Below are 23899 nucleotides of genomic sequence, written 5' to 3' on the forward strand. Positions count from 1 at the left end.
CATGAGGGGCGTTTCGCGAACGTCACGGACCGTTGGCAGTGGGATGCGATGGGTGTGTCTTGCTGCAGCATGGTTTCATCATGCGGACGAACAGCGAGGCATGCACGGTCAAGTCGCGTCGTCCTGATACCCCGATGCTGGTATCAAGCGGGTGATGATGCCTGAGCGCGTCACGCTCGTGATGGTGGCCAACAAGCCCGGCGCACCAGGGAGAACGCGAAGCAGCTGTTAAAACCATCGCGCAGGGAAGGCCGGGTCGTCTCGGCTGAGCCTGTGGTACCTGCCGCCTGCATTTTTTTGTTGCAGGCGGGCCGCGGGCGCCAGCCGGCGCCCGGCCTTCCCTGCGCCCTCATCGAGTTCAGAGGGCGGTTCGCTAGCAGAGCTCGGGCCGATCGTGCCGCGAGATCGCGATCGCATGTCCTCGCGCTGTTTGAGATGTGAATCGAAAATGCCGCGAGCCCTCCGTGCGCGGCGCGAGGTAGCAATCGAACCACGCGCAGTGGGCACGCCGACGCTTTGCCCATCTATGTGCTGGTCATGGGTGCCGTCATTGCGAGGAGCGAAGCGACGAAGCAATCTAGACCGTTTTCCGGGCTCTGGATTGCTTCCGCCGTGGCCCTTCGGGTTATCGCGGACAAGTCGCTTCGCTCACAATGACGACATATATCGATGCCGCTTCATCGCAACTATTCGCCGCGCGCGCATCGAAATGGAGCGGCCCGACGTCATGCGTCGGCCTGGTATCGGGAGATCGCGGCGGCGAAGCGGGCGATCGCATCCCGGAGCGGGTCGGCGAGCGCGTTGTCGGCAAGGATGGAGGCTGCATCGTTCGCCGTCCCTAGCAAAGGCAAGGTAATCGATGCGTCCTTGACCAGCCGGGCCGACATCGTCTCGAGCGTCAGCGTCAGCGCGGCCAGCGCATGGATCGCACGCGGGGATGTATTGATCAGCGCCACCGGCTTGTCCGGAAATTCGAAGCTGCCGACCAGCCAGTCCAGCGCGTTCTTCAGCACGCCGGCGACACCGCGCGCATATTCCGGACTGGAAATCACGATCCCATCAGCTTCCCCGATCTCGGTCCGAAACGCCGCGACCGGCGCGGGAAGCAGGTCGCCGTCGAGATCGGGGTTGAAGAACGGCAGTCTGGCGATGCCGTCGAACAGCACGATGTCGACGCCTCTGGGTGCAAGACGTGCCGCGGCGCGCAGCACCGTGGTGTTGCTCGAGGCCGCACGCAAGCTGCCGGAGATCGCGAGTATCCTCATAAGATCATCCGATCGAAGCGCGTCAGCTCAATGCGCCTCGTCCCAATTGTCGGCGGCGCGGGCGTCGACGTGGAGCGGCACCGACAGCAGCACGGCCGGGAACGGAGCGTCCTGCATCACGTGCTGAACCACCGGAAGCGTCGCCTCGACCTCTTCATTCGGCACCTCGAAGATCAGTTCGTCATGCACCTGCAAGAGCATCTGCGCCGAGAGCTTCTTCTGCGCCAGCGCCTCTTCCACCCGCGTCATGGCGCGGCGGATGATGTCGGCCGCCGTACCCTGGAGTCGTGCGTTGATCGCCGCGCGCTCGTTGAAGGCGCGCACCGAGGCGTTGGAGGCCTTGATCTCCGGGTAGTGGCACTTGCGGCCGAACAGGGTGGTGACATAGCCGTTCTTGCGGCAGAATTCCTTGGTCGCATCCATGTAGTCGCGGATGCCGGGGAAGCGCTCGAAGTAGCGCTTGATGTAGGCCGAGGCTTCCTCGCGCGCGATGCCGAGCTGGTTGGCGAGACCGAATGCCGAGATGCCGTAGATGATGCCGAAATTGATCGCCTTGGCGCGACGCCGCACCTCGCTCGGCATGTCCTTGATCGGCACGCCGAACATCTCGGAGGCCGTCATGGCGTGAATGTCGAGCCCGTCCTTGAACGCCTGTTTCAGTACCGGAATGTCGGCGATCTCGGCGAGCAGCCTGAGCTCGATCTGGGAATAGTCCGCCGACACCAGCTTGTGGCCGGGCGTCGCGATGAAGGCGCGGCGGATCTTGCGACCGTCCTCGGTGCGCACCGGGATGTTCTGCAGGTTCGGCTCGTTGGACGACAGCCGGCCCGTGGTGGTCGCGGCCAGCGCGTAGGTGGTGTGCACGCGATGGGTCTGCGGGTGGACGTAAGTCGGCAGCGCGTCGGTGTAGGTCGATTTCAGCTTGGAGACCTGGCGCCATTCCAGGATCTTCTTGGCGAAATCGTTGCCCTGTTCGGCCAGATCGTCGAGGATCGACGCGGAGGTCGACCAGGCGCCGGTCTTGGTCTTGGTGCCGCCGGGGATGCCCATCTTGCCGAACAGGATGTCGCCGATCTGCTTGGGGCTGCCGACATTGATCGGCTCGCCGGCCAGCTCCTGCAGCTCGGCCTCGACCCTCGCGGCAGTCTGAGCGAAATCGCCCGAGAGCCGCGACAGCACCTGGCGATCGATCGAGATGCCGCGGCGCTCCATGCGGGCCAGCACCGAGACCAGCGGCCGCTCCAGGGTCTCATAGACGGCGGTCATGCGTTCGGCCACCAGCCGCGGCTTCAGCACACGCCACACCCTCAAGATCACGTCGGCATCCTCAGCCGAATAGGCGGTGGCGCGGTCGATCGGCACCTGCTCGAAGCTGAGCTTGTTCTTGCCGCTGCCGATCAGTTCGCCATGGCTGATGATGGCATGGCCGAGGATGTGTTCAGAAAGCGAGTCGAGCTTGTGCGAGCCGCGCCCGGCATCGAGCGCGTAGGACATCAGCTGCACGTCGTCATAATTTCTCAAGGTGATGCCGGCCTGTGCCAGCATCACCGCGGCGAACTTGATGTTGAAGCCGACCTTGAGAATGCCCGGGGATTCCAGGATCGGCTTCAGCGCGTCCAGGGCGTAGCGCTCCTTGATCTGGTCCGGCGCGAGGCCGGCATCGAACAGTCCGCCGCCGTCGCCGGCCTGGCGATGCGCGAGCGGGATGTAGCAGGCGTCGTTGACGGAGCGGGCGAGCGCGATGCCGCAGAACTCTGCCTGCATCGGATCGATCGAGCTGGCCTTGGCTTCAACGGCGACATGACCGACATCATGGATGCGTGCGAGCCAGGCGTCGAGCTCATCGCGGCTGCGGATGGTCTGGTATGTCGCCCGGTCGATCCGCGCCGCCTTCGCGGCCTCCGCACGTGCGGCGACCAGCGCGACCGGCGTGCCCTTGCTGCTGGCGCTCTTGTCGGTGCGGGGATCGCCCCGCTTGCTCTGAGGGCTCCCTCCTCCCTTGAGGGCTGGGGAGGGGGATAAACCCGAGGCACCATTTGCGTGCGACGCCCCTGCCTGCTCCTCCCCCACAAGGGGGGAGGGAACGGAAGCAGCAATGGTCCCGCCGCTCTTCAAATGCTCGTCCGCGGCAACATCCGCCGGATCGATCTGGGAATAGTCCGCGACCCGGCGCGTGAGCGTGGAGAACTCCATCGCCTTCAGGAACGAGACCAGCTTGCGCGGATCGGGTTCGTGCACCGCGAGCTCGTCAAGCGGCACCTCGAGCTGGACGTGATCGTCGAGCAACACGAGCTGGCGTGAAATCCGCGCTTTCTCGGCATTCTCGATCAGCGTCTCGCGCCGCTTCGGCTGCTTGATCTCGCCGGCGCGCGTCAGCAGTCCTTCCAGGTCGCCATATTCGGTGATCAGCTGTGCGGCGGTCTTGACGCCGATACCGGGCACGCCCGGCACGTTGTCGGTGGAATCGCCGGCCAGCGCCTGCACCTCCACCACCTTCTCCGGAGGCACGCCGAACTTCTCGATCACCTCGGCAATGCCGATGCGGCGGTCCTTCATGGTGTCGTACATCGTCACGCAGTCGGTGACGAGCTGCATCAGGTCCTTGTCGGAGGAGACGATGGTGGTGGTCGCGCCGCGCTCGCAGGCGATGCGGGCATAGGTCGCGATCAGGTCGTCGGCTTCGAAGCCGCTTTGCTCCAGGCAGGGCAGGTCGAAGGCGCGCACCGCCTCGCGGATCAGCGCGAATTGCGGGATCAGGTCGTCGGGCGCGGGCGGCCGGTGGGCCTTGTACTCGGGATAGATATGGTTGCGGAAGGTGACCTCCGACTTGTCGAAGACGATCGCGAGGTGGGTTGGCCGGTTGTCCTCGGGCATGTCGCGGAGCAGCTTCCACAGCATGTTGCAGAAGCCGAGCACGGCGTTGACCTGCAGTCCGTCGGACTTGCGGTTGAGCGGCGGCAGCGCGTGGTAGGCGCGGAAGATGTAGGACGAGCCGTCGACCAGGAACACATGGTCGCCCTTTTGGGCGCCTCTGGCAGCCGCCGCCGGCTTGGCGGTCGGCGCAGCGGTATCGGGCGTGGTGGCGTCGGCTTTCTGGGGGGCTTTGGGCATGCGGCCAATTTAGGAATTTTTCGTCCCGATTGACAGCCATTCAAAGCGGCGTGCGCACCGGATTTTTCTCCGGCCGTCCCGGCTTCACGCAGTTCACCAGGAACTGCATGACCGCCCGGACCAGCGGCGCGCGGCTGAGGTCGCGGTGGACCACGAGCCAGATCTCGCGGTTGACCTCGCCGCGCCCGGAATCATAACGCACCAGTTGCGAATCGGGATCGCCGAGAAAATGCGGCAGCGCCGCCAAGCCGATGCCGGCGCGTGCGGCGGCCGCCTGGTTCTCCAGATCGCTGGTCAAGAGGACGATCGCGCGCTGGCCGGCAATCGATTTCAGCCATTGCTGCTGCGGCGCCTCGTCCATGCTGGCGTCATAGGCGATGAAGCTGAGTGCCGATGGCGGCGTTTCGCGCAAATAGCCCGGCGCGCCATAGAGGCTGAAGCCGAACGATCCGATCCGGCGCGCGACTAAAGCTGCGTCCGCCGGACGCGACAGCCTCAAGGCCACGTCAGCCTCGCGGCGGTTCAGCGATGCGGTCCGCTTCTCGCCGATCAGCTTGATCGTGATGCCCGGATGTTGGCGTCGCAGGTCGATCAGCTTTGGCGCGATCATCGCGTTGGCGAGCGAGGGCGGCGCGCTGATCGAGACCTCGCCCACAAGCCCCGGACGCGTCGCCTTGATGGCGCGTTCGACCGCATAGGCTGCATCCTCCATCGGCGCTGCCGCGGTGGCAAGGCGGCGGCCATCCTCGGTCAGCACGTAGAGCCGGGCGCGCCGGTCGACCAGCTTCAGCCGAGTCGCCCGTTCCAGCGCCGCAATGCGGCGGGCCACCGTAACGTGATCGACGCCGAGCGCGCGGGCGGCCGCCGAGAGCGTGCCTTCGCGGGCCAAGGTTATGAAATGGCGCAGATCGGTCCAGTCCAGCATGTGCAAAATCGAACATTAGGGGCGCAAGCTTGGACAGTTTCGCATATCGCCAGCAGAGTTCACAGTAGTCTCGTCAAACACAAACAGATGTGAGGTCGACATGGCCACTGTGGTTCGCGTGAAGGCGCCCGGAGGCGCCGAGAATTTGGAACTCGCTGGGGTCGAGCTGGCCGCGCCCGCGCCTGATGAGATCCGGCTGCGGCAGACCGCTATTGGCGTCAACTTCATCGACATTTATCAGCGCAGCGGGCTTTATCCGCTGCCAAGCAAGATTCCGGGCGTGGAGGCAGTGGGGATCGTGACTGCGGCGGGTGCCGACGTGACCGACGTCGCGGTCGGCGACCGCATCGCCTATGCGGGCGCGCCGGTGGGAGCCTATGCGTCGGAGCGTAATCTGCCGGCTTGGCGCGCGATCAAGCTTCAGCCGGCGCTGTCGGACGAAAGCGTGGCGTCCGTGTTCGTCAAGGGCATCACGGCGTTCATGCTGCTCAACCGCGTCTATCCCGTGCAGGCCGGGAGCAAGGTGCTGGTGCATAGCGCGGCAGGGGGCCTCGGCCAGATCCTGACCCGGTGGGCCAGCCGACGTGGTGCAAGCGTGATCGGTACTGTTGGATCGGATGCCAAGGCGGAGCTGGCCCGCGCCGTCGGCGCGCACCACGTCATTGTCGGTCGCGACGCCGATTTCGCCCAGGCCGTCGCTCGACTGACGGACAGCCGCGGTGTCGACGTGGCGTATGATGGCGTCGGCGGGACCACGCTGGCGAAGACGCTCGACTGTGTGCGGCCGTTCGGTGTCGTTGCCAGCATAGGACAGTCGGCCGGGCCGATCCCGAAGCTCTATGTCGAGGAGATAGGGCCACGGCGCAGCCTGAGCTTGGCGCGGCCGAGCGTGATGGCTTTCATGAATGAGCGGGAGGACTACCAGCGCGCCGCTGCCGCCGTGCTAACTGCACTTGCCAAGCGTGAATTGGCCGGCGTGGGCACGGTCTACGCGTTAGCCGACGCCGCGCAAGCCCATCGTGATCTCGAGAACGGGCGCAGCCGCGGTGCGCTATACCTCGTTCCCTAAGCTCAGCCGGTGCGCTCTACTGAGCCGCCTGCAGCGCCGGGCGCGGCCTCCTCGGCGCGATCCAGAATGGATCGGGCCGCTCGAACAGGAAATCCGCGTTCAGCCGCAAGGCCAAGCGCCAGATCACCAGCGCTCCGACCACGCCGGCAACGGTGACCAGCAGCGATACAGTGCCGACATCGCCGATGAGACCGGTCTTGAGCAGCACGCTGCGCGTCGTCGCCATCGGCAGGAAGAAGGCGAGATAGATCACGATCGAATGTTCGCCGCAGAAGCGCAAGCCGTTGAGGAGTTGGGCACGCGCCAGCAGGGTGCCGCAAACGATGATGGCACAGGCGCCAGCGAATCCGAGCCCCAGCGAGATCGCCGGCCACTCGCTGGCGCCGACCGCAACCAGCGTCGCATCGATCGCGGCCCAGCCGATCAATCCCGCGATCGCCAGAGCGGGGCGTGCCCGTGCGCGCTCCGACAGGGCAAACACCTGGTCGGCGAACAAATAGCCGGAATAGATGTAGACGAACCGGGCACAGAACTCGTCGATCACGGTCCAGCCCGTCGTGATATGCGCCATCTCCAAGCCTGCGGCGATCCCCCAGAGGAACGAGGGGGGCATACGGCGCGTCAGCTTGATGACGACGAAGAAGATTGGCAGCAGGTAGATGAACCATAGCGTGCCGAATGGCTCGATGAAGGATTCCAGATATAAATAGCCCGCGTGAGTCCAGCTGGTCTCGGCGGCAAAGCCAGGGGCCTTGAAACCGAACTGGATCGTGACCCAGAGGACGTAGAAATAAGCGAAATGCACGACCTTGCGGTCGAGATAGGTGCGCCAGTCGCGGTCGATGACGAGGGGCAGGAACAGCCCTGAGATCAGGAAGAAATCCGGCATCCGGAATGGTTTTGCAAAGGCGACCACGAGGTGCATGAAGCCGGTATCGCCGGCAGCCAGCTCAACACCCAGCACCGAATGCATCATCACCACCATGACGATGCAGATGCCCTTGGCGTAATCGACCCAGTCGATCCGCGTCCCGGTTCCCGCGGCTGCCGATGTGCCGTTTGCGGTCATGCTGTTCCTCTTTGACGCGGAGCCGGCGCATCTTTGGTTAGAGCTGTTGCAAAGTCCTTATTGTCATCCAAATGTCATGCCGTTTTCTAAATTCCCCTTGGCCCGCAAATGCTCTATGAGGCGGGCGCATTAACCATCGAGGGCGGGTTTTCATGCGAATTGCCATGATCGGCACGGGCTATGTGGGGCTGGTTTCCGGCGCCTGCTTTGCGGATTTCGGCCATCAGGTCACCTGTGTGGACAAGGATGTCGGCAAGATCGCCGCGCTGCAGCGGGGGGAAATCCCGATCTTCGAGCCCGGCCTGGATGCTCTCGTGGCTTCCAATGTGAAGGCCAAGCGGCTCGATTTCACTACTGATCTGAAGGGGCCTGTCGGCGAGGCCGACGCCGTGTTCATCGCGGTCGGCACCCCCTCGCGCCGCGGCGATGGCCATGCCGACCTGTCCTATGTCTATGCCGCCGCACGCGAGATCGCATCCGCGCTGAAGGGATTTACCGTCGTCGTGACCAAGTCGACCGTGCCGGTGGGCACCGGCGACGAGGTCGAGCGCATCATTCGCGAGGCCAATCCGTCGGCCGACGTGGTGGTTGCTTCCAATCCGGAGTTCTTGCGTGAAGGTGCGGCGATCCGCGATTTCAAATGGCCCGATCGCATCGTGGTCGGCACCTCCGATGAGCGCGGCCGCAAGGTGCTGGGCGACATCTACCGCCCGCTGTCGTTGAACCAGGCGCCGATGATGTACACGGCGCGGCGCACCGCGGAGCTGATCAAATACGCGGCCAACGCGTTTCTCGCCACCAAGATCACCTTCATCAACGAGGTCGCGGATCTCGCCGAAAAGGTCGGCGCTGACGTGCAGGAGGTTGCACGCGGCATCGGGCTCGACAACCGCATCGGCTCGAAATTCCTGCATGCCGGTCCTGGCTTCGGCGGCTCCTGCTTCCCGAAGGATACCCGCGCGCTGATCAAGATCGCGCAGGATTACGACACCCAGCTGCGCATCGTCGAGGCCGTGCTCGCCGTCAACGACAACCGCAAGCGCGCCATGGCGCGCAAGGTCGCCGCTGCGCTCGGCGGCAATCTGCGCGGCAAGACGGTCGCCGTCCTCGGGCTGACTTTCAAGCCTGAGACCGACGACATGCGGGAGGCACCGTCGATCCCGCTGGTGACCGGCCTGTTGGACATGGGCGCGAAGGTCCGCGCGCATGATCCGGTCGGCATCGAGCAGGCCAAGAAGGAACTGCCCGAAATCGAATATTGCGATGATCCTTACGTCTGCGCCACGGGTGCGGATGCGATCGTGCTGGTCACGGAATGGGTCCAGTACCGCGCGATGGACCTGGATCAGTTGAAGAAGGTGATGGCGCAGCCGGTCGTGGTCGACCTGCGCAATGTGTATCGCCCCGAGGACATGGCGGCTCACGGTTTCACTTACGAGAGCGTTGGTCGTCCCTCGGTGAGCGGGGCGTGATCCGGACCGATTGTCATACCCCGTGCACGCGGGGTATCCAGAACGCTCGATCTTCGTGATCCGCGAGATCTGAGTTTACTGGATCGCCCGCCTCGCGGGCGATGACGGGTTCCGATATTGTCCCTCCGCTTCGACACGCCTTTGCCCATCGATGCCGTGCTCGACGAGCTGTCGCGCACGCTCGAGCGCAGCAGCTCCGCGGTGCTGGTGGCGCCGCCCGGCGCCGGCAAGACCACCCGGGTGCCGCTGGCGCTGCTCGATGCGCCCTGGGCGAAGAATAAGAAGATCATCGTCCTGGAGCCGCGCCGGATCGCGGCGCGGGCCAGCGCCGAGCGGATGGCCAAGACGCTCGGCGAACGAGCCGGGGATACCGTTGGTTACCGCGTCCGGTTCGGTTCGAAAGTGTCACGCGCGACCCGGATCGAGGTCGTGACCGAAGGCATCTTCTCGCGCCAGATCCTGGATGATCCCGAGCTCAACGGCGTCGCCGCGGTGCTGTTTGACGAATTCCACGAGCGCTCGCTGGATGCCGATCTCGGCCTGGCGCTGGCGCGCGACGCGCAACAGGGGCTGCGCGAGGACCTTCGTATTCTCGTGATGTCGGCGACGCTCGATGGCGCGAGGGTCGCCAAGCTGCTTGGCGACGCGCCGGTGGTCGAAAGCGAAGGTCGCGCTTTTCCGGTCGAGACCCGCTATCTCGGCCGCAAGGTCGATGTCCCGATCGAGCGTCAGATGGCGGAGGCGATCGCAACGAGCCTGCGCGCCGAGTCCGGCTCGGTGCTGGCCTTCCTGCCAGGGGCGGCCGAGATCCGGCGCACGCAGACCCTGCTCGCCGAGCGCGTTCACGATGCCTCCACCGAGATCGTGCCGCTGTTCGGTGCGCTCGATGCCGCCGTGCAGGACCGTGCGATCTCCCCCGCGCCCAAGGGCCAGCGCAAGGTGGTGCTGGCGACCTCGATCGCCGAGACCTCGCTGACGATCGAAGGCGTCCGCATCGTGGTCGATTCGGGGCTGGCGCGCGTGCCGCGCTATGAGCCGGACATCGGTCTGACGCGGCTTGAAACCGTGCGTGCCTCCCGCGCCGCAGTCGACCAGCGTCGTGGCCGTGCCGGCCGCACTGAGCCCGGCGTGTGCTACCGGCTGTGGGACGAGCCGCAGACGGCCTCGCTCCCCGCTTACACCCAGCCGGAAATCCTGAGTGCCGACCTCTCCTCGCTGCTGCTCGATTGCGCCCAATGGGGCGTCAGCGATCCCGCAAGCTTGAGCTTCCTCGATCCGCCGCCTCAGCCCGCGCTGAAAGAGGCGCGCGAGCTGCTCCGTGAACTCGGTGCGCTCGATGGCGATGGCCGCATCACCGAGGAGGGCAAGCGGCTGCGGGCATTGGCGCTGCCGCCCAGGCTTGCCCGCATGATCGTGGATTCGGCGCGCTATGGCGCCGCTCAGGACGCTGCCGAAACTGCCGCCATCCTCACGGAGCGCGGGCTCGGCGGCGACAGCGTCGATCTCGAGGTGCGCCGCGACCAGTTCCGGCGCGACCGCTCGCAGCGCGCCCAGAGCGCGCGAGAGATGGCGCGGCGCTGGGCCGCGCAGGTGAGTTCTTCTGCACCGGCAGAAGGGGAAGGGGGACTCAGCGTGGGCGTCATGCTCGCCTTTGCCTTCCCCGATCGCGTGGCGCGTAATCGCGGCAACGGCAGCTTCGTGCTCGCCAATGGGCGCGGCGCGGCGGTCGAGCAGACCTCCTCGCTGGCCCGCGCGCCTTACATTGCTGTCGGTGAGCTCACGGGCACCGCGGCCAGCGGCCGCATCCTGCTGGCCGCCCCGCTCGCTGGCGAGGATATCGAGCGGCATTTCGCCGACCAGATCGAGACCAAGGACGAGATTATCTTCGATCGCAATGCAATGGCGCTGCGCGGTCGCCGCAAGCGCAGCCTGCACGCGATTACCCTGTCCGAAGCGCCCCTCGCGCTCGCGCCATCCGATGAGACCGCGCGCATCCTTGCCGCCGGCGTTTGCGACGTGGGCATCGACAAGCTGCCGTGGTCGAAAGCTGCCAAGCAGTGGCGCGACCGCGCGATGTTCCTGCGCAAGGCCGAAGGCGAGACGTGGCCCGATCTTTCGGACGATGGGCTGGTGGCCAAGCGAGAGGAATGGCTCGTGCCGATGCTGGCCGACAAGATCGGCCTCAAGGACATCTCTCCCGGTGATCTCTCCGACGCGATCATGGCGCTGCTGCCGTGGGATCTGCGCGCCCGGCTCGATCGCGAGGCGCCGACGCACTTCGAGGCACCGACCGGGACCATGCTCGCGATCGATTATGAGGCCGAGCAGGGCCCGACCATTGCCGTGCGCTTGCAGGAACTGTTCGGCCTCAACGTTCATCCGTCAATTGCGAAAGGCAAGGTGCCGCTGGTGCTCGAGCTGTTGTCGCCAGCGCAGCGGCCAGTCCAGGTCACGCGCGACCTGCCGGGTTTCTGGCGCGGCAGCTATGCGGCGGTGCGCACCGATCTGCGCGGGCGCTACCCGCGCCATCCCTGGCCCGACGACCCGGCCAATGCGCAGCCGACCCGGCGCGCCAAGCCGCGCGGAACCTAATCAAATCTCGACAACCCGCTACGCTATTAACGCTTCGCTCACCCTTTTCGCCAAAATGGCGGCGGCAGCCTTTCGCCTTCGGTCGCACGCCGGCGTCTTTGATGGTGAGATCGGCTGCGGGGCGAGGCAATCCAAGCATCAGTCGAGCGTTGCGTATGCGTAACATCATGATCTTCGCGGCCGTTCTGGTCGGTCTCGGCACCTTCATGGCGCAACTGGCCGATCGCCTGGCGCCCGCGCCTGCCTCCGCCACAACGGCCAAGCTCGCCGTGGTCGAACCGGTCGCGGCCGGCCAGCGCAGTCTCAGCATTCCCTCTGATACGCGGGGGCATTTCCGGGCCGAGGGCCGCATCGATGGCCAGCGCATCAATTTCATGGTCGATACCGGCGCCTCGATGGTGGCTCTGAACGAGAGTTCGGCGGCGCGCTTCGGCCTGCGTCCGGCCCGCGGCGCGTATAATGCGACCGTCACCACGGCCAATGGCACCGTGAAAGCCGCGCGTACCCGGCTGCCGATGGTGGAGCTCGGCGAGATCACCGTGCGCGATGTCGACGCGCTCGTTCTGCCCGATGAGGCGCTATCGGAAAATCTGCTCGGCCTGTCGTTCCTGTCGCGGCTCAGGCGCTTCGCCTATTCCAATGGCGAGATGGTGCTGGAGCAATAGGGAGCGGATCGCTCACCAGGCCGCATCTCTCCCCAAGATGGTCGCGCCGTGCTATATTGGGCGCATGAACAGCACAGAGGCCATCGAAACCCTGCGGCGATCCGAGCGAGCTTTGCGCGCCCGCGGCGTGAAACATGCGGCCTTGTTCGGTTCGGTGGCGCGCGCGCAAGCCACTGATGACAGCGACATCGACATCATGGTCGAGATCGATCCTGATGTATCCTTGACCGTCTTCGACTATGTCGAACTGAAGGAGTATATTGCGGCACTCTTCGATCGCCCGGTTGACGTCGTGAATCGCAGCGCACTCAAGCCTTATGTCCGACCGACGGCGACGGCGGATGCCATCTATGCCTTCTGATAAAGTCGGCGGAACTCTTCAGGACATCCTGCATCACATCGATTTGGCAACCTCGTTGCTCCGAGGCTTCGATCGGACTGCCTTCGAAAGCGACATTCGTACTATTTATGCGGTGACGCGCTGCCTCGAGATCATCTCCGAGGCGTCGCGCCGGTTACCCGATGAGCTGAAGGCGAGGCATCCGGCGATTGCCTGGAAGCAGATGGCTGCGGCAGGCAACGTCTATCGGCACAACTACGAAGACGTCGCAGCCCGATTCGTCTGGGAAACAGTGTGCAAATCTCTTCCGTCCCTGCGACTTGCGGTCCAGATGGAGTTAGATGGTCTGCATTCGCCACCCCAGCACTGAGGTCGCCTCGTGCCAAGAAATTCAGCCCTCGGCCTTTCGATTACCCGCCGATTTCGCTAAGGCTGCTCGGAAGTTGAGTATTTTCTCGAGGTCTCATTCGCATGTTTCCCAAGCCCAAAGCCGTCCTGTTTCCCAATACCTACGCCTTTGAATCCGAGCCGATGGTGAAGCCGACCGGCTTTCGCGAGTACGACGCGCGCTGGCTGTTCAACAAGGAAATCAACCTGATGGGCGTTCAGGCACTGGGCATGGGGCTCGGCGCGCTGATTGCCGAAATGGGTGTGAAACAGGAGATCGTGACCGGCCACGATTTCCGCGGCTATTCCGCCTCGATCAAATACGCGCTGATCTCGGGGCTGATGGCGTCCGGGTGCAAGGTGCACGACATCGGACTTGCGGTGACGCCGATGGCCTATTTCGCGCAGTTCGACCTCGATGTTCCCTGCGTCGCCATGGTGACCGCCTCGCACAACGACAATGGTTGGACCGGCGTCAAGATGGGCGCCAATCGTCCGCTGACCTTCGGGCCCGACGAGATGGGCCGGCTGAAAGAGATCGTGCTGAACGCAGCATTCGGTAACAGGAGCGGGGGCTCCTATCAGTTCCACGAGAATTTCCCGGCGCGCTATATCGCCGATCTCACCAATCGTCCGAAGCTGAAGCGGAAGCTGAAGGTGGTGGCGGCCTGCGGCAACGGCACCGCGGGCGCCTTTGCACCTCAGGTGCTGGAAGCGATCGGCTGCGAGGTCATTCCGCTCGATACCGAGCTCGATTATACATTTCCGAAATACAATCCGAATCCCGAAGACATGGAGATGCTGCACGCGATCCGCGATGCGGTGCTCGCGCACAAGGCCGATGTCGGCCTCGGCTTTGACGGTGACGGTGACCGCTGCGGTGTGGTCGACAATACCGGCGAGGAAATCTTCGCCGACAAGGTCGGCGTGATGCTGGCGCGCGACATGTCGGCGATCCACAAGGATGCGCAGTTCGTGGTCGACGTGAAATCGACCGGTCTCTTCATCACCGATCCGGTGCTGCAGGCGCAGGGCGCCAAGACCGTCTATTGGAAGACCGGCCATTCCTACATGAAGCGCCGCACCAACGAACTTAACGCGCTCGCCGGTTTCGAGAAGTCGGGCCATTTCTTCTTCAACAAGCCGTTCGGCCGCGGCTATGACGATGGCCTGGTCTCGGCGATTGCGATCTGTGAGATGCTCGACCGCGCGCCGGGCAAGTCGATGTCCGATCTGAAGGACGCGCTGCCCAAGACCTGGTCCTCCCCGACGATGTCCCCGCATTGCGCCGACGAGGCCAAGTACGGCGTCGTCGATGCGGTCGTGAAGCATTTCGAAGCGCTGCAGAAGCAGGGCGGCCAGGTGGCAGGACAGCCGATCCGCGATCTCGTCACTGTCAACGGCGTGCGTGTGACGGTGGCGGACGGGAGCTGGGGACTGGTGCGCGCGTCATCGAACAAGCCGGAGCTGGTTGTCGTGGTCGAAAGCCCCGTGTCCGAACGGCGCATGCGCGACATGTTCGAGGCAATGGACTCCGTGCTGCGCACCCATCCCGAAGTGGGTGAGTACAATCAGAAGATCTGACCGTTCTCCCGCAGCCTCTGCTCAGGCCGCCGCGGCCGGCGGCACCGGCAGCGCGGTGACCGACTTGATCTTCTCCATCGCAAAGCGCGAGGTGACGTTCTTCAGCGGCACTGAGGCGATCAGCTTCTTGTAGAAGACATCATAGCTCTGCATGTCGGCGACGACGACGCGCAGCATGTAGTCGACGTCGCCGGCCATCCGGTAGAATTCCATCACCTCCGGCATGGAGCTGACGGCTTCGGCAAATTTCCTCAGCCAGGCGTCGGAATGATCGGGGCTCTCGACCGAGACGAACACGGTGAGACCGAGACCGATCTTGTTCTGGTCGACCAGCGCGACCCGGCGCAGGATCACGCCATCGGCTTCCAGTCGCTGGATGCGTTTCCAACAGGGGGTAGACGAGAGGCCCACCCGGTCTCCAATCTCGGCAACCGACAGCGAGGCATCGTCCTGGAGCACCATCAGGATCTTCCGGTCGATGGCGTCCAGCCGGCGGTTGGATTCCGGGAGTTGCGCGGCAATGTCGGTCATGGGAAGAATTTTGTTCCATATGAGGTCATTGAAACCCTCATATAGAGAAAAACATTCCAAATCAAGGCGGCACGCTGCCGCGGCGGGATCGGCGAAGGCGCGATCCAGAAAAGCGCAGCGCCTTCAGCGCCTTGCAGGTCTTTTTGACACTCGCGCGCCGTCGGAAGGAGAGATCGTGCTGGCGATGGCCTATCCCGCTTTGAGCCATTCGCCGACCAGATGGTGGGCGATGGCGAAAGGATGTGGCCCGGTCAGTCCGTCCGGATGCTGGCGCGTGAGCATCAGCCGAGCCTCCTCGCGGCTGAACCAGCGCGCGTCCTCAAGCTCGGTGCGGTCCACCACAATATCTTCGTTCAGCGCTTTGGCGCGGCAGCCGATCATCAGTGACGACGGATAAGGCCAGGGCTGGGTCATATAATAAGTGACATCGGTGCAGCGGATGCCGGATTCTTCGAACACCTCGCGGCACACCGCGTCCTCGATGGTCTCGGCAGCCTCGACGAAGCCGGCGAGGCAGGAATACATGCCGGACGGAAAGCGCTGCTGGCGACCGAGCAGGCATCTGTCGCCGTGGGCGACCAGCGAGATGACGACCGGATCGGTGCGCGGGAAATGCTCGGTCTTGCAATTCGGGCATTCGCGCTTCCAGCCGCCCTCGCGCATCGCGGTGCGGGTGCCGCAATTGGCGCAGAATCCGTGGCGCTGATGCCAGGACACCATGGACTTCGCCATCGCGATTCCCGCGAGTTGGTCCGGCGGGATACCGCCCTGCATCGCCAAGCCGCGCAGTTCGGTGATCGCAACGTCGTCGCGTCCTGAGAGCGCCTCGGCGGCGCCCTGCGATATGCCCATGCCGAACAACGCGGCACCATCGCGCAGGCCGAGGAAGATCGTGCCCGGATTGGCCCCGAGCCCCAGCGCCTCGTCGACCGACAGCAGTGCGCGCATGGCTTCGCCATCGCGCTTCAGCAGGATCGAATCGCGATGCACGACATAGGCGCGGGCCGACGGACTGCGCTCCAGCGCGATCAGCCTGTCGTCATGGAAGCGCAGATGCGCGGCACGGTCGATGGTGTTGTGGACGAAAGCGGGCTGTCCGAGCGGAAACAGGTCGAATGGGGACATCGTTCACCCTAGCCAGATCTTGCGGCGGATCGCGCCGATGAAATGCTGCACCTCTTCGGCGTCATGCGGCAGCGCCGGCGCCGCGCCCCAGACCGGGCGCGGCCAGGCGGCGTCGCTGGTGCGGCGCGCGATGACGTGGATGTGGAGCTGCGGCACCATGTTGCCGAGCGCTGCGACATTGAGCTTGTCGCATTTGGTGATCTCTTTGAGGGCGCGGGAGACGCGCGCGATCTCGGTCATGAGCTGGGCCTGAGCCACCTCGTCGAGATCGATGATTTCGACCGCGCCCTCGCGGCGCGGCACCAGCAGCATCCAGGGATAGTTCGCGTCCTTGATCACCAGCACCCGGGACAGTGGCAGATCGCCGATGTTGATCGTGTCCTTCGCAAGCTGCGGGTGCAGCGACCAGGTAGCGTCGGGCATCGGGGTTCCTGGCGGGGTGATTCGGTGGACTCTTGCGGGCGGAAGGGGTCTTGATGCCACCTAATGCCTTTCGCCGCGCTGGCACAAGCCCACTTGCGAGAGGGCGGCTCCCCGTGAAGCTCACGCTTGCTTTCCGGTCCGTTTGGCTCCAAATAGGGATCGGGAGATTGGCGGTGGACGAGCCACTCGCCAACCGGGTCAGGTCCGGAAGGAAGCAGCCCTAACGAGGTCCGGATCGGGTCGCTCGTCAGTCTCCTACCTGTTTTCTCGAGCGAATCGCGCATCACTAGCGGAGACCCCGCACCGGCGGGCGCTCGCTCCCATTCGGCCGCTGTGTCGGCTGGAAGACGTGCAATTGCGGATCGATCGATGACCGAGGCCGGCGCTTCTCCATCCACGCCCGACAGCGCCGCGCAGGCCGGCCTCGACAGCATAACATCCGCCGCCAAGCCCTATCGGGTGCTGGCGCGCAAATACCGCCCCTCCAGTTTCGAAGATTTGATCGGCCAGGAAGCCGTGGTGCGCACCGTCTCGAACGCCTTCGAGACTGGCCGCATCCCGCAAGCCTGGATCCTGACCGGCGTCCGCGGGGTCGGCAAGACCACCACCGCCCGTATCCTGGCTCGCGCGTTGAACTATGAGTTGCCGGATGGATCGGTGAAGGGGCCGACCATTCACATGCCGGTGCTCGGCACGCATTGCCAGGCGATCATGGAAAGCCGGCACATGGACGTGCTGGAAATGGACGCGGCCTCGCATACCGGTGTCGATGATGTCCGGCAGATTAATGACAGCGTGCGCTATGCACCCGCCAGCGCGCGCTACAAGGTCTACATCATCGACGAAGTCCACATGCTGTCGACGGCGGCGTTCAACGCCTTCCTGAAGACGCTGGAGGAGCCGCCGGAGCACGCCAAATTCGTGTTCGCCACCACCGAGATCCGCAAGGTCCCGGTCACCGTGCTTTCCCGCTGCCAGCGCTTCGACCTGCGCCGGGTCGAGGCTGACGTGCTGATGAAGCACCTTGCCAATGTCGCGGCCAAGGAGGGCGTGGGCATCGAGCCGGAAGCGCTCGGCATCATCGCCCGCGCGGCCGAAGGCTCGGTGCGCGATTCGCTGTCGCTGCTCGATCAGGCGATCGCCCATGCGGCCGGCGAAGTGCGTGCCGACGAGGTCCGGCAGATGCTGGGGCTCGCCGACCGCACCCGCGTCATCGACCTGTTTCAGCATCTGGCGAGTGGGGATATCGCCGCGGCGTTCCAGGAATTCCGCGACCAGTATGACGTTGGCGCCGACCCGGTGGTGGTGCTGTCCGATCTTGCCGAATTCGTGAACTTCGTTACCCGGGTCAAGGTGGTGCCGGCCACGGCCGACAACGTCGCTTTCAGCGAGACCGAGCGGCTGCGGGCGCGCGATTTCGCCACCAAGCTGTCGATCCGTGTGTTGTCGCGGATGTGGCAGATGCTCCTGAAGGGTATTGCCGAAACGCAGACTGCGACCAGGCCTGCAGCGGCGGCCGAAATGGTGCTGGTGCGGATCGCCTATGCTGCCGATCTGCCGACGCCCGATGAAGCGATCCGGATGATCGAGCAGAATGGCGGGGCGGCTCCGGTGGCGTCCTCGAGTGCCGCATCACGCGGCGCGCCGGCGCCGGCCATGTCGGCCTCGTCCATCTCGTCTTCCTCTTCCTCGATGTCATCGTCCGTGATGGCAGCGCAGCCGCCGCGAGGCCCTACCTTGGCCGCGGTCGGCAGTCCGATGCGGCCGCAGATGGCGGCGCCGTCGTCGGCGCCGCAGGATCAGCCGCCCGCGCTCCGGCTTGCCAGCTTCCAGGAATTGGTGACGCTGGCCGGCAAGAACCGCGACCTCATGACCAAGAGCGCGCTGGAGACCGATGTCCGGCTGGTCCGCTTCGAGGACGGCCGTCTGGAGATTGCGCTGGAACGCAGCGCCCCGCGCGCGCTTGTCACCGATCTCGGGCGCAAGCTGGAGGATTGGACCGGCCGGCGCTGGACGGTCGTCGTCTCCAACGAGCCGGGCCAGCCGACCTTGCGCGAGCAGAACCTGCGCGCGAAAAGCGAGCGGGAGCGCGCGGCGGAAGCCGACCCGCGGGTTCAGGAGGTGCTGGCCCGCTTCCCTGGCGCCAAGGTGGTCGAGGTGCGCAAGCTTGCCGCCGAGCCGCCGGAATCGGAAGTTAGCAGCGCTGTCGAGCCGGTCGACGAGTCCGACAGCGACGACGATCTGGAAGCGTTTTGAGAGGACGTAAGCCATGGCCGACTTTCTCGGCATGATGAAGCAGGCGGCGCAGCTGCAGTCGAAGATGCAGGAAATGCAGCAGGAACTCGGCAATCTCGAAGTCGAGGGTACCTCCGGCGGTGGCTTGGTCGCGGTCCGCATGACCGCGAAGATGGATGTGAAGGGCATCAAGATCGATCCATCGCTGATGAAGCCCGAAGAGACCGAGATCCTCGAGGATCTGGTGGTGACCGCGTGCAATGACGCGCGCCGCAAGGCGGAAGCCGCGATGCAGGAGAAGATGCAGGCCATCACCGGCAAGCTCGGCCTGCCTCCTGGATTCGGCTTCGGCTAGTTTGCACGTCATGAAGTCCTTGAACTGATGGCTGTCGCCGGTCCCGAGATCGAACGCCTGATCCAGCTGCTCGCGCGCCTGCCCGGGCTTGGGCCGCGCTCGGCGCGCCGCGCCGCGCTGCACCTGATCAAGAAGCGCGAAGCGCTGATGACGCCGCTCACCTCGGCGCTGCAGGTCGCGATCGAGCGCATCCAGGTCTGCAAGACCTGCGGCAACATCGACACGCAAAACCCCTGCACGGTCTGCACCGATCCGCGCCGCGACGGGGCGATGATCGTCGTGGTCGCTGACGTCGCCGATCTCTGGGCGCTGGAGCGCGCGAAAGCCAGCAACGGCCGCTATCACGTGCTCGGCGGCACGCTGTCGCCGCTCGACGGCGTCGGTCCGCAGGATCTGACCATCGATGCGCTGGTGCAGCGCGCGCACGCGCCGGAGGTCCAGGAGATCATCCTGGCGCTGAATGCGACGGTCGACGGCCAGACCACCGCGCACTACATCACCGACCTCCTGCAGGAGGCGAACGTCAAGGTCACGCGGCTGGCGCATGGCGTGCCGGTCGGCGGCGAGCTTGACTATCTCGACGAAGGCACGTTGTCGGCGGCGATGCGGCAGCGAACTCTGTTCTAAGCACACATACGGAAGTTCATGATGACGAAACCCGGATTCGGCAAACGCTTGGCTTTGGGCGCGATTCTGGCGACGACGGTAGCCTCGCTTGCTGTGGCGCAGCAGAGCGATGAGCCGCTCAAGGCTGGCAAGCCGATCAATGCCGGCGACGTGCTGTCGGGCGAATTGAACATGCTGAAGGTCCGCGGAGCCAAGCCTGGCGAGCCGGCCATGGCCTATCAGATCGCCAGCGAACCGCGCCGGTTGCCGCCACCGAACGGGCTCTGCAATCTCGAGACCGGACCCGAGACGTTCCAACTCATGATCGAGAACAAGGCGCAGGCCGCGCAGCTGAAGGGCCTGCTCGGCAAGCAGATCGCGGTGAAGGTCGATCAAGTCTCCTGCGCGCAGGACGCCGGTCAGCTGAGCGAGGCGGTCGTGACGAAATGGAGCTTGGTGAAACGTTGATTCCTGGCTAGGTTGTGTCACGATGACGACGCGCCATATTCGCGCGTCATTGGGGAGGCGGCGGGAGTGAAAGTGCTATACGCGCTTGCGCTTGCGATAGCGCTGGGATCGGGAGCGGCGGCTGCATCCAACAACGAGGTTCAGGCTGACCTCGGTTATCCCACGGTTGCCTCGGCCTTGGAGTCACTACGCGCCAAGCCGGGGACCAGGAGTTCAATGCAATCTGGCTGGACCGTCATCGAGGACAAAGCGGCCCTCAGCGTCTGGTCATTTGCGCCGTCGGGTCATCCAGCCTATCCCACCGCAATTCGGCGCCATGTGGTCCAGGATGGCGATCATCTCTTCATCAAAATGGACGTTCTTTGCGAGGCCGCAAAGCCAGCCTGCGATACGGTTGTCGCGGAGTTCGAGCGGCTCAATGGAATCGTGCGCGATGACCTCAAGCGTTAGCTGAGATCTGCGTCTGCAGTGCGTCGAAATGTCCGCGCCGCTGCAGCCAGCCGAGCAGGATCAGGCTTGGGATCGCCACCAGCACGCAGATGGCGAAGAACAGCGGCCAGCCGGTCGCCTTCGCCACGTAGCCCGCGCCTGACGAGAGATAAGTCCGTCCCACCGCTGCGAGCGCCGTGAGCAAGGCATATTGAGTCGCAGTGTGCAGCGGGTTCTGGCACAGCGCGGAAAGATAGGCGACGAAGATCACGGTGCCGACGGCGCTGGTGAAATTCTCCGCTGAGATGGCGAGCGCCAGCGCCCATTGGTTGACGCCGGTGATCGCGAGCCAGGAGAAGGAGAGATTGGCCAGCGCCTGCACCGCACCGCCGATCCACAGGCTGGTCGCGAGCGAATAACGCCGCGCCACGAAGCCCCCGGCAAAGCCGCCCGCGAGCGTGGCGGCAAGCCCAACGCCTTTGACGATCGCGGCATAATCGACCTTGCTGAAGCCGAGATCGATCACGAACGGCGCCGTCATCGTGCCCGAAAACGCATCGGTGAACTTGAACAGCACCACGAAGGCCAGCGCGGCCAGCGCATCCTTGCGGCTGAGGAATTCGGAGAAGGCGCCGATCGCGGCATGGATCACGCGCGTCATTGCCGTGTCCGCGGCCGTCGCTGCCTCAGCCGTCTTGGATTGCGCCGGCTCGGTCGCGAGGAGAGCTGTGACAGTGCCGATCAGCACCAGCGCGGCCATGACGACGTAGCCCCACATCCACGATGAAGCTCGCGGCAGCCCGCGGCTTTCGAACGCCGAGACGACGACAAGTGTGCCGGCCGTCGAAATCAGCATGCCGATGCGGTAGGCGGCGACATAAGCGGCCATGCCGGCGGCCTGCTCGCTTTCGGGCAGACTTTCGACGCGGAACGCGTCGACCACGATGTCCTGGGTCGATGAGGTTGCTGCGACCAGGAGCGCGGCCAGTGCCACCATGAACGGCGCCCGCGCAGGATCAGTCAGCGCGAGCAGGATGATCGCGGCAATCAGCAGCAATTGCGCGAAGACCAGCCAGCCGCGGCGGCGGCCGAAGGCGGCCGTGAACAGCGGCACGTGCAGCGCATCGACCAAAGGCGCCCACAGGAATTTCAGCGTGTAGGGCGTGCCGACCAGGGCGAACAGGCCGATCGTTCCGAGATCGACGCCGAGCTCGCGCATCCAGATCTGCAATGTCGAGCCGGACAGCGCCAGCGGCAGGCCGGAGGAGAAGCCCAGGAACAGCACCACCAGCACGCGGGGCTGCAGGTAGACGGCGATGCTCTCGCGCCAGGTGGGGGCGGGGGCATCGACCTCGTGCGAGCCGTTATCGGCGCTGATGTCGGATGCGGCGTCGGGTGCGGTCATGGAAGGCGTGTAGCAGATTTAGTCGCCTCCACCAAAACACTCGTCGTCGCCCGGCTTGACCGGGCGCCCCCGTATTCCAGAGGCAGTAATTATAGAGCTCCGGCAATTTGCGGATAGAGGTCAATCCAGTTCGGGTTTTCTCTTTCGATCAGAGAAGTTTCCAATCGTGTGGCCACTTCTTCAGTCGTTTTTCGCGCCGGATCGCTGGTTCAACCTGATCGAAGACTTCGAAATAAACGAGGCGAGCAACGTCGTATCGCTTAGTGAAGCCGTCGGCCACTTTCATCCCATGTTCCGCAACCCGCCGCATCAGATCGTTGGTGACACCAATATACAGTGTGCCGCCGATACGGTTTGCGAGAATGTAAACGTAGAAGCTGCGTGCGCCCATCTACGGTCTCTGGGATACTGGATCGCCCGGTCAAGCCGGGCGATGACGACTTTTGCTGAGTAGGCTTCGTCCCCCAAATGCAGCAAGCCAACTCACTCTCCCGCCTGCATCCGGCCTGAGAGAGGGAACAAGTCCGGCGCCGCGGCCGGGGTGATCCGCGGGGAATCGACTGATGCGTCGGGCTTGCTGAAATCGAGCTCCTCGATGCGGCCGGCGCGCTTCTCGATCTTGTCGGCGGAGATCAGGATCTGCCTGACATCCTCGTTCACGTCACCGAAATGCTTCTGCAGCTTGAGCACGCGCTCGCGCAGACGACCGAGATCGTCGCCGAGGTGCATGACCTCGTTGCGGATCTGGTCGGCGGCGTCGCGGATGCGCGCGTCCTTCATGATCTGCTGCATTACCTGGATCGCGAGCATCAGCAGCGACGGCGATACCAGCACGATTCGGGCGCGATAGGCCTTCTGGATCACGTCGTCGAAGCCGTCATGGATCTCCGCATAGACCGATTCCGAGGGGACGAACATCAGCGCGGTGTCCTGGGTCTCGCCGGTGATCAGGTATTTCTCGGCGATGTCGTTGACGTGCTTGAGCACGTCGGCACGCAGCCGCTGGCAGGCGAATCGCTTCTCCTCGTCGCTGCGCGCATCATGCAGTGCGGTGACGGCTTCCAGCGGAAATTTCGCATCGATGCACAGCGGACGCTGATCGGGCAGGAATACGACGCAGTCCGGCCGTTTCCCGCTGGTCAGCGTGTATTGGAATGCGTAGCTGCCTTTCGGCAGTCCATCCTGGACGATCGCCTCCATTCGCGCCTGGCCGAAGGCGCCGCGCGCCTGCTTGTTGGCGAGCACGTCGCGCAAGGTCGTGACCTGTGTTGTCAGCTCGGTCAGGTCCTTGTGCGCGTTGTCGATGATGCCGAGCCGCTCGTGCAGCACGCGCAAGGAATCCATCGTGTGGCGCGTCGTCTGCTCCATCGACTGGCCGACGCGATGCGTCACCGAATCCAGCCGCTCGTTGACGGCGCGCGCGAGCTCCGCCTGGCGGCCGGCGAGCACCTGCGTCATCGCATCGACGCGGCCGGAGGCCTCGTTCTGAACCCGCAGCATTTCGGACAGGCGCAGCTCCAGCTCGTCGGCGCGCATGGCCTGCATCATTGCAAGCGCTGCGCCGCGCCGCCCGGACCGGGCCACCGCCACCGTGATGGCAACAAGGAGCAACAGCACTAGCGCGCCGAAGCCGAGCAGTGCGTCAGAGGCCCGGACCGGCAGATCGCCGATCGCGAAGACGACAGGGTTCACGGAGGTCATCGGACCCCTATACCAGATTCCTGAGTAAATAGGAACAAAATAAGAACATTTATGGTTAACCGCGGGTTAAAACTCTTGGTTAACGAGGTTCTAAAAAACACGGTTCGCGATGACTTAAGCGTCGGCGGTTCAGATTGACCGC

At 64.5% G+C, this 23899-nt stretch carries 22 protein-coding genes and 1 other RNA gene; 13 read left to right on the forward strand and 10 right to left on the reverse strand.

Annotated elements, in window-relative coordinates; translation table 11 throughout:
* Positions 1-725 precede the first annotated feature (725 nt).
* Genes QX071_RS05385 through QX071_RS05395 form a run of 3 tightly spaced genes read right to left on the reverse strand, consistent with a single transcriptional unit; the run spans position 726 to position 5301 of the window.
* Positions 726-1265: an NADPH-dependent FMN reductase gene (locus tag QX071_RS05385; protein WP_315701915.1), complete on the reverse strand. Its 540-nt coding sequence runs from the start codon at positions 1263-1265 to the stop codon at positions 726-728.
* A gap of 27 nt (positions 1266-1292) precedes the next feature.
* Entirely contained in the window at positions 1293-4376 is a 3084-nt protein-coding gene (gene polA / locus QX071_RS05390; RefSeq protein ID WP_316171394.1) for a DNA polymerase I, read from the reverse strand.
* A 40-nt stretch (positions 4377-4416) separates the two neighbouring features.
* On the reverse strand, positions 4417-5301 hold the full coding sequence (locus tag QX071_RS05395) for a LysR family transcriptional regulator (protein WP_315701913.1): 885 nt from the start codon (positions 5299-5301) through the stop codon (positions 4417-4419).
* A gap of 100 nt (positions 5302-5401) precedes the next feature.
* Here QX071_RS05395 and QX071_RS05400 point away from each other — a divergent pair, with 100 nt between their 5' ends.
* Entirely contained in the window at positions 5402-6370 is a 969-nt protein-coding gene (locus QX071_RS05400) for a quinone oxidoreductase (RefSeq protein ID WP_315701912.1), read from the forward strand.
* 16 nt (positions 6371-6386) lie between these two features.
* Here QX071_RS05400 and QX071_RS05405 read toward each other — a convergent pair whose 3' ends face one another.
* Positions 6387-7439: an acyltransferase family protein gene (locus QX071_RS05405; RefSeq protein WP_315701911.1), complete on the reverse strand. Its 1053-nt coding sequence runs from the start codon at positions 7437-7439 to the stop codon at positions 6387-6389.
* A gap of 152 nt (positions 7440-7591) precedes the next feature.
* Between QX071_RS05405 and QX071_RS05410 the strand changes: the two genes are divergently transcribed.
* The 6 genes from QX071_RS05410 to QX071_RS05435 all read left to right on the forward strand — a co-directional run bounded on the left by QX071_RS05410 (position 7592) and on the right by QX071_RS05435 (position 14479).
* Positions 7592-8911 (forward strand): UDP-glucose/GDP-mannose dehydrogenase family protein, encoded by a 1320-nt coding sequence (locus tag QX071_RS05410; protein WP_315701910.1) that lies wholly within the window; start codon positions 7592-7594, stop codon positions 8909-8911.
* A gap of 117 nt (positions 8912-9028) precedes the next feature.
* Entirely contained in the window at positions 9029-11503 is a 2475-nt protein-coding gene (hrpB, locus tag QX071_RS05415; RefSeq protein WP_315701909.1) for an ATP-dependent helicase HrpB, read from the forward strand.
* 167 nt (positions 11504-11670) lie between these two features.
* A complete protein-coding gene (locus tag QX071_RS05420; protein WP_315703114.1) occupies positions 11671-12168 on the forward strand; it encodes a TIGR02281 family clan AA aspartic protease in 498 nt (165 codons plus the stop codon).
* 112 nt (positions 12169-12280) lie between these two features.
* Complete coding sequence (locus QX071_RS05425; protein ID WP_315701908.1) at positions 12281-12529, forward strand: nucleotidyltransferase family protein; 249 nt, start codon at positions 12281-12283, stop codon at positions 12527-12529.
* The gene (locus QX071_RS05430) at positions 12519-12878 is read left to right on the forward strand and encodes a DUF86 domain-containing protein (RefSeq protein ID WP_315701907.1); all 360 of its coding nucleotides are present in this window, start codon (positions 12519-12521) and stop codon (positions 12876-12878) included. The genes QX071_RS05425 and QX071_RS05430 overlap by 11 nt, the downstream gene beginning before the upstream one ends.
* Before the next feature lie 101 nt (positions 12879-12979).
* The gene (locus QX071_RS05435; protein ID WP_315701906.1) at positions 12980-14479 is read left to right on the forward strand and encodes a phosphomannomutase/phosphoglucomutase; all 1500 of its coding nucleotides are present in this window, start codon (positions 12980-12982) and stop codon (positions 14477-14479) included.
* Between the two features lie 21 nt (positions 14480-14500).
* Here the strand turns inward: QX071_RS05435 and QX071_RS05440 are convergent, their stop codons facing one another.
* From QX071_RS05440 to QX071_RS05450, 3 genes are all read right to left on the reverse strand, one after another.
* Complete coding sequence (locus QX071_RS05440) at positions 14501-15010, reverse strand: Lrp/AsnC family transcriptional regulator (protein ID WP_315701905.1); 510 nt, start codon at positions 15008-15010, stop codon at positions 14501-14503.
* 189 nt (positions 15011-15199) lie between these two features.
* The gene (nudC, locus tag QX071_RS05445) at positions 15200-16135 is read right to left on the reverse strand and encodes an NAD(+) diphosphatase (RefSeq protein ID WP_315701904.1); all 936 of its coding nucleotides are present in this window, start codon (positions 16133-16135) and stop codon (positions 15200-15202) included.
* 3 nt (positions 16136-16138) lie between these two features.
* Positions 16139-16558, reverse strand: coding sequence for an HIT family protein (locus QX071_RS05450; RefSeq protein WP_315701903.1), 420 nt, complete (start codon positions 16556-16558; stop codon positions 16139-16141).
* A gap of 162 nt (positions 16559-16720) precedes the next feature.
* Here QX071_RS05450 and ffs point away from each other — a divergent pair.
* From ffs to QX071_RS05480, 6 genes are all read left to right on the forward strand, one after another.
* Positions 16721-16817: signal recognition particle sRNA small type (gene ffs, locus QX071_RS05455), an RNA gene on the forward strand.
* A 110-nt stretch (positions 16818-16927) separates the two neighbouring features.
* Positions 16928-18814: a DNA polymerase III subunit gamma/tau gene (locus tag QX071_RS05460; RefSeq protein WP_315701902.1), complete on the forward strand. Its 1887-nt coding sequence runs from the start codon at positions 16928-16930 to the stop codon at positions 18812-18814.
* Positions 18815-18827: 13 nt separating this feature from the next.
* Positions 18828-19148 carry a YbaB/EbfC family nucleoid-associated protein gene (locus tag QX071_RS05465; RefSeq protein ID WP_315701901.1) on the forward strand — a complete coding sequence of 107 codons (321 nt, stop codon included), beginning with the start codon at positions 18828-18830 and terminating at the stop codon, positions 19146-19148.
* A gap of 27 nt (positions 19149-19175) precedes the next feature.
* Entirely contained in the window at positions 19176-19775 is a 600-nt protein-coding gene (gene recR / locus QX071_RS05470) for a recombination mediator RecR (protein ID WP_315701900.1), read from the forward strand.
* Between the two features lie 21 nt (positions 19776-19796).
* Positions 19797-20222 carry a hypothetical protein gene (locus QX071_RS05475; protein WP_315701899.1) on the forward strand — a complete coding sequence of 142 codons (426 nt, stop codon included), beginning with the start codon at positions 19797-19799 and terminating at the stop codon, positions 20220-20222.
* Positions 20223-20288: 66 nt separating this feature from the next.
* The gene (locus QX071_RS05480) at positions 20289-20672 is read left to right on the forward strand and encodes a hypothetical protein (RefSeq protein WP_315701898.1); all 384 of its coding nucleotides are present in this window, start codon (positions 20289-20291) and stop codon (positions 20670-20672) included.
* Here QX071_RS05480 and QX071_RS05485 read toward each other — a convergent pair.
* From QX071_RS05485 to QX071_RS05495, 3 genes are all read right to left on the reverse strand, one after another.
* The gene (locus QX071_RS05485; protein WP_315701897.1) at positions 20662-22056 is read right to left on the reverse strand and encodes an AmpG family muropeptide MFS transporter; all 1395 of its coding nucleotides are present in this window, start codon (positions 22054-22056) and stop codon (positions 20662-20664) included. The two genes, QX071_RS05480 and QX071_RS05485, sit on opposite strands and share 11 nt — an antisense overlap.
* Positions 22057-22204: 148 nt before the next feature.
* Positions 22205-22447, reverse strand: a complete 243-nt coding sequence (locus QX071_RS05490) for a GIY-YIG nuclease family protein (protein ID WP_315701896.1) — start codon at positions 22445-22447, stop codon at positions 22205-22207.
* Between the two features lie 92 nt (positions 22448-22539).
* Entirely contained in the window at positions 22540-23748 is a 1209-nt protein-coding gene (locus QX071_RS05495; RefSeq protein WP_315701895.1) for a DNA recombination protein RmuC, read from the reverse strand.
* Positions 23749-23899 lie beyond the last annotated feature (151 nt).

It is taken from the genome of Bradyrhizobium sp. SZCCHNS1022 (assembly GCF_032484835.1).
Classification (GTDB): domain Bacteria; phylum Pseudomonadota; class Alphaproteobacteria; order Rhizobiales; family Xanthobacteraceae; genus Bradyrhizobium.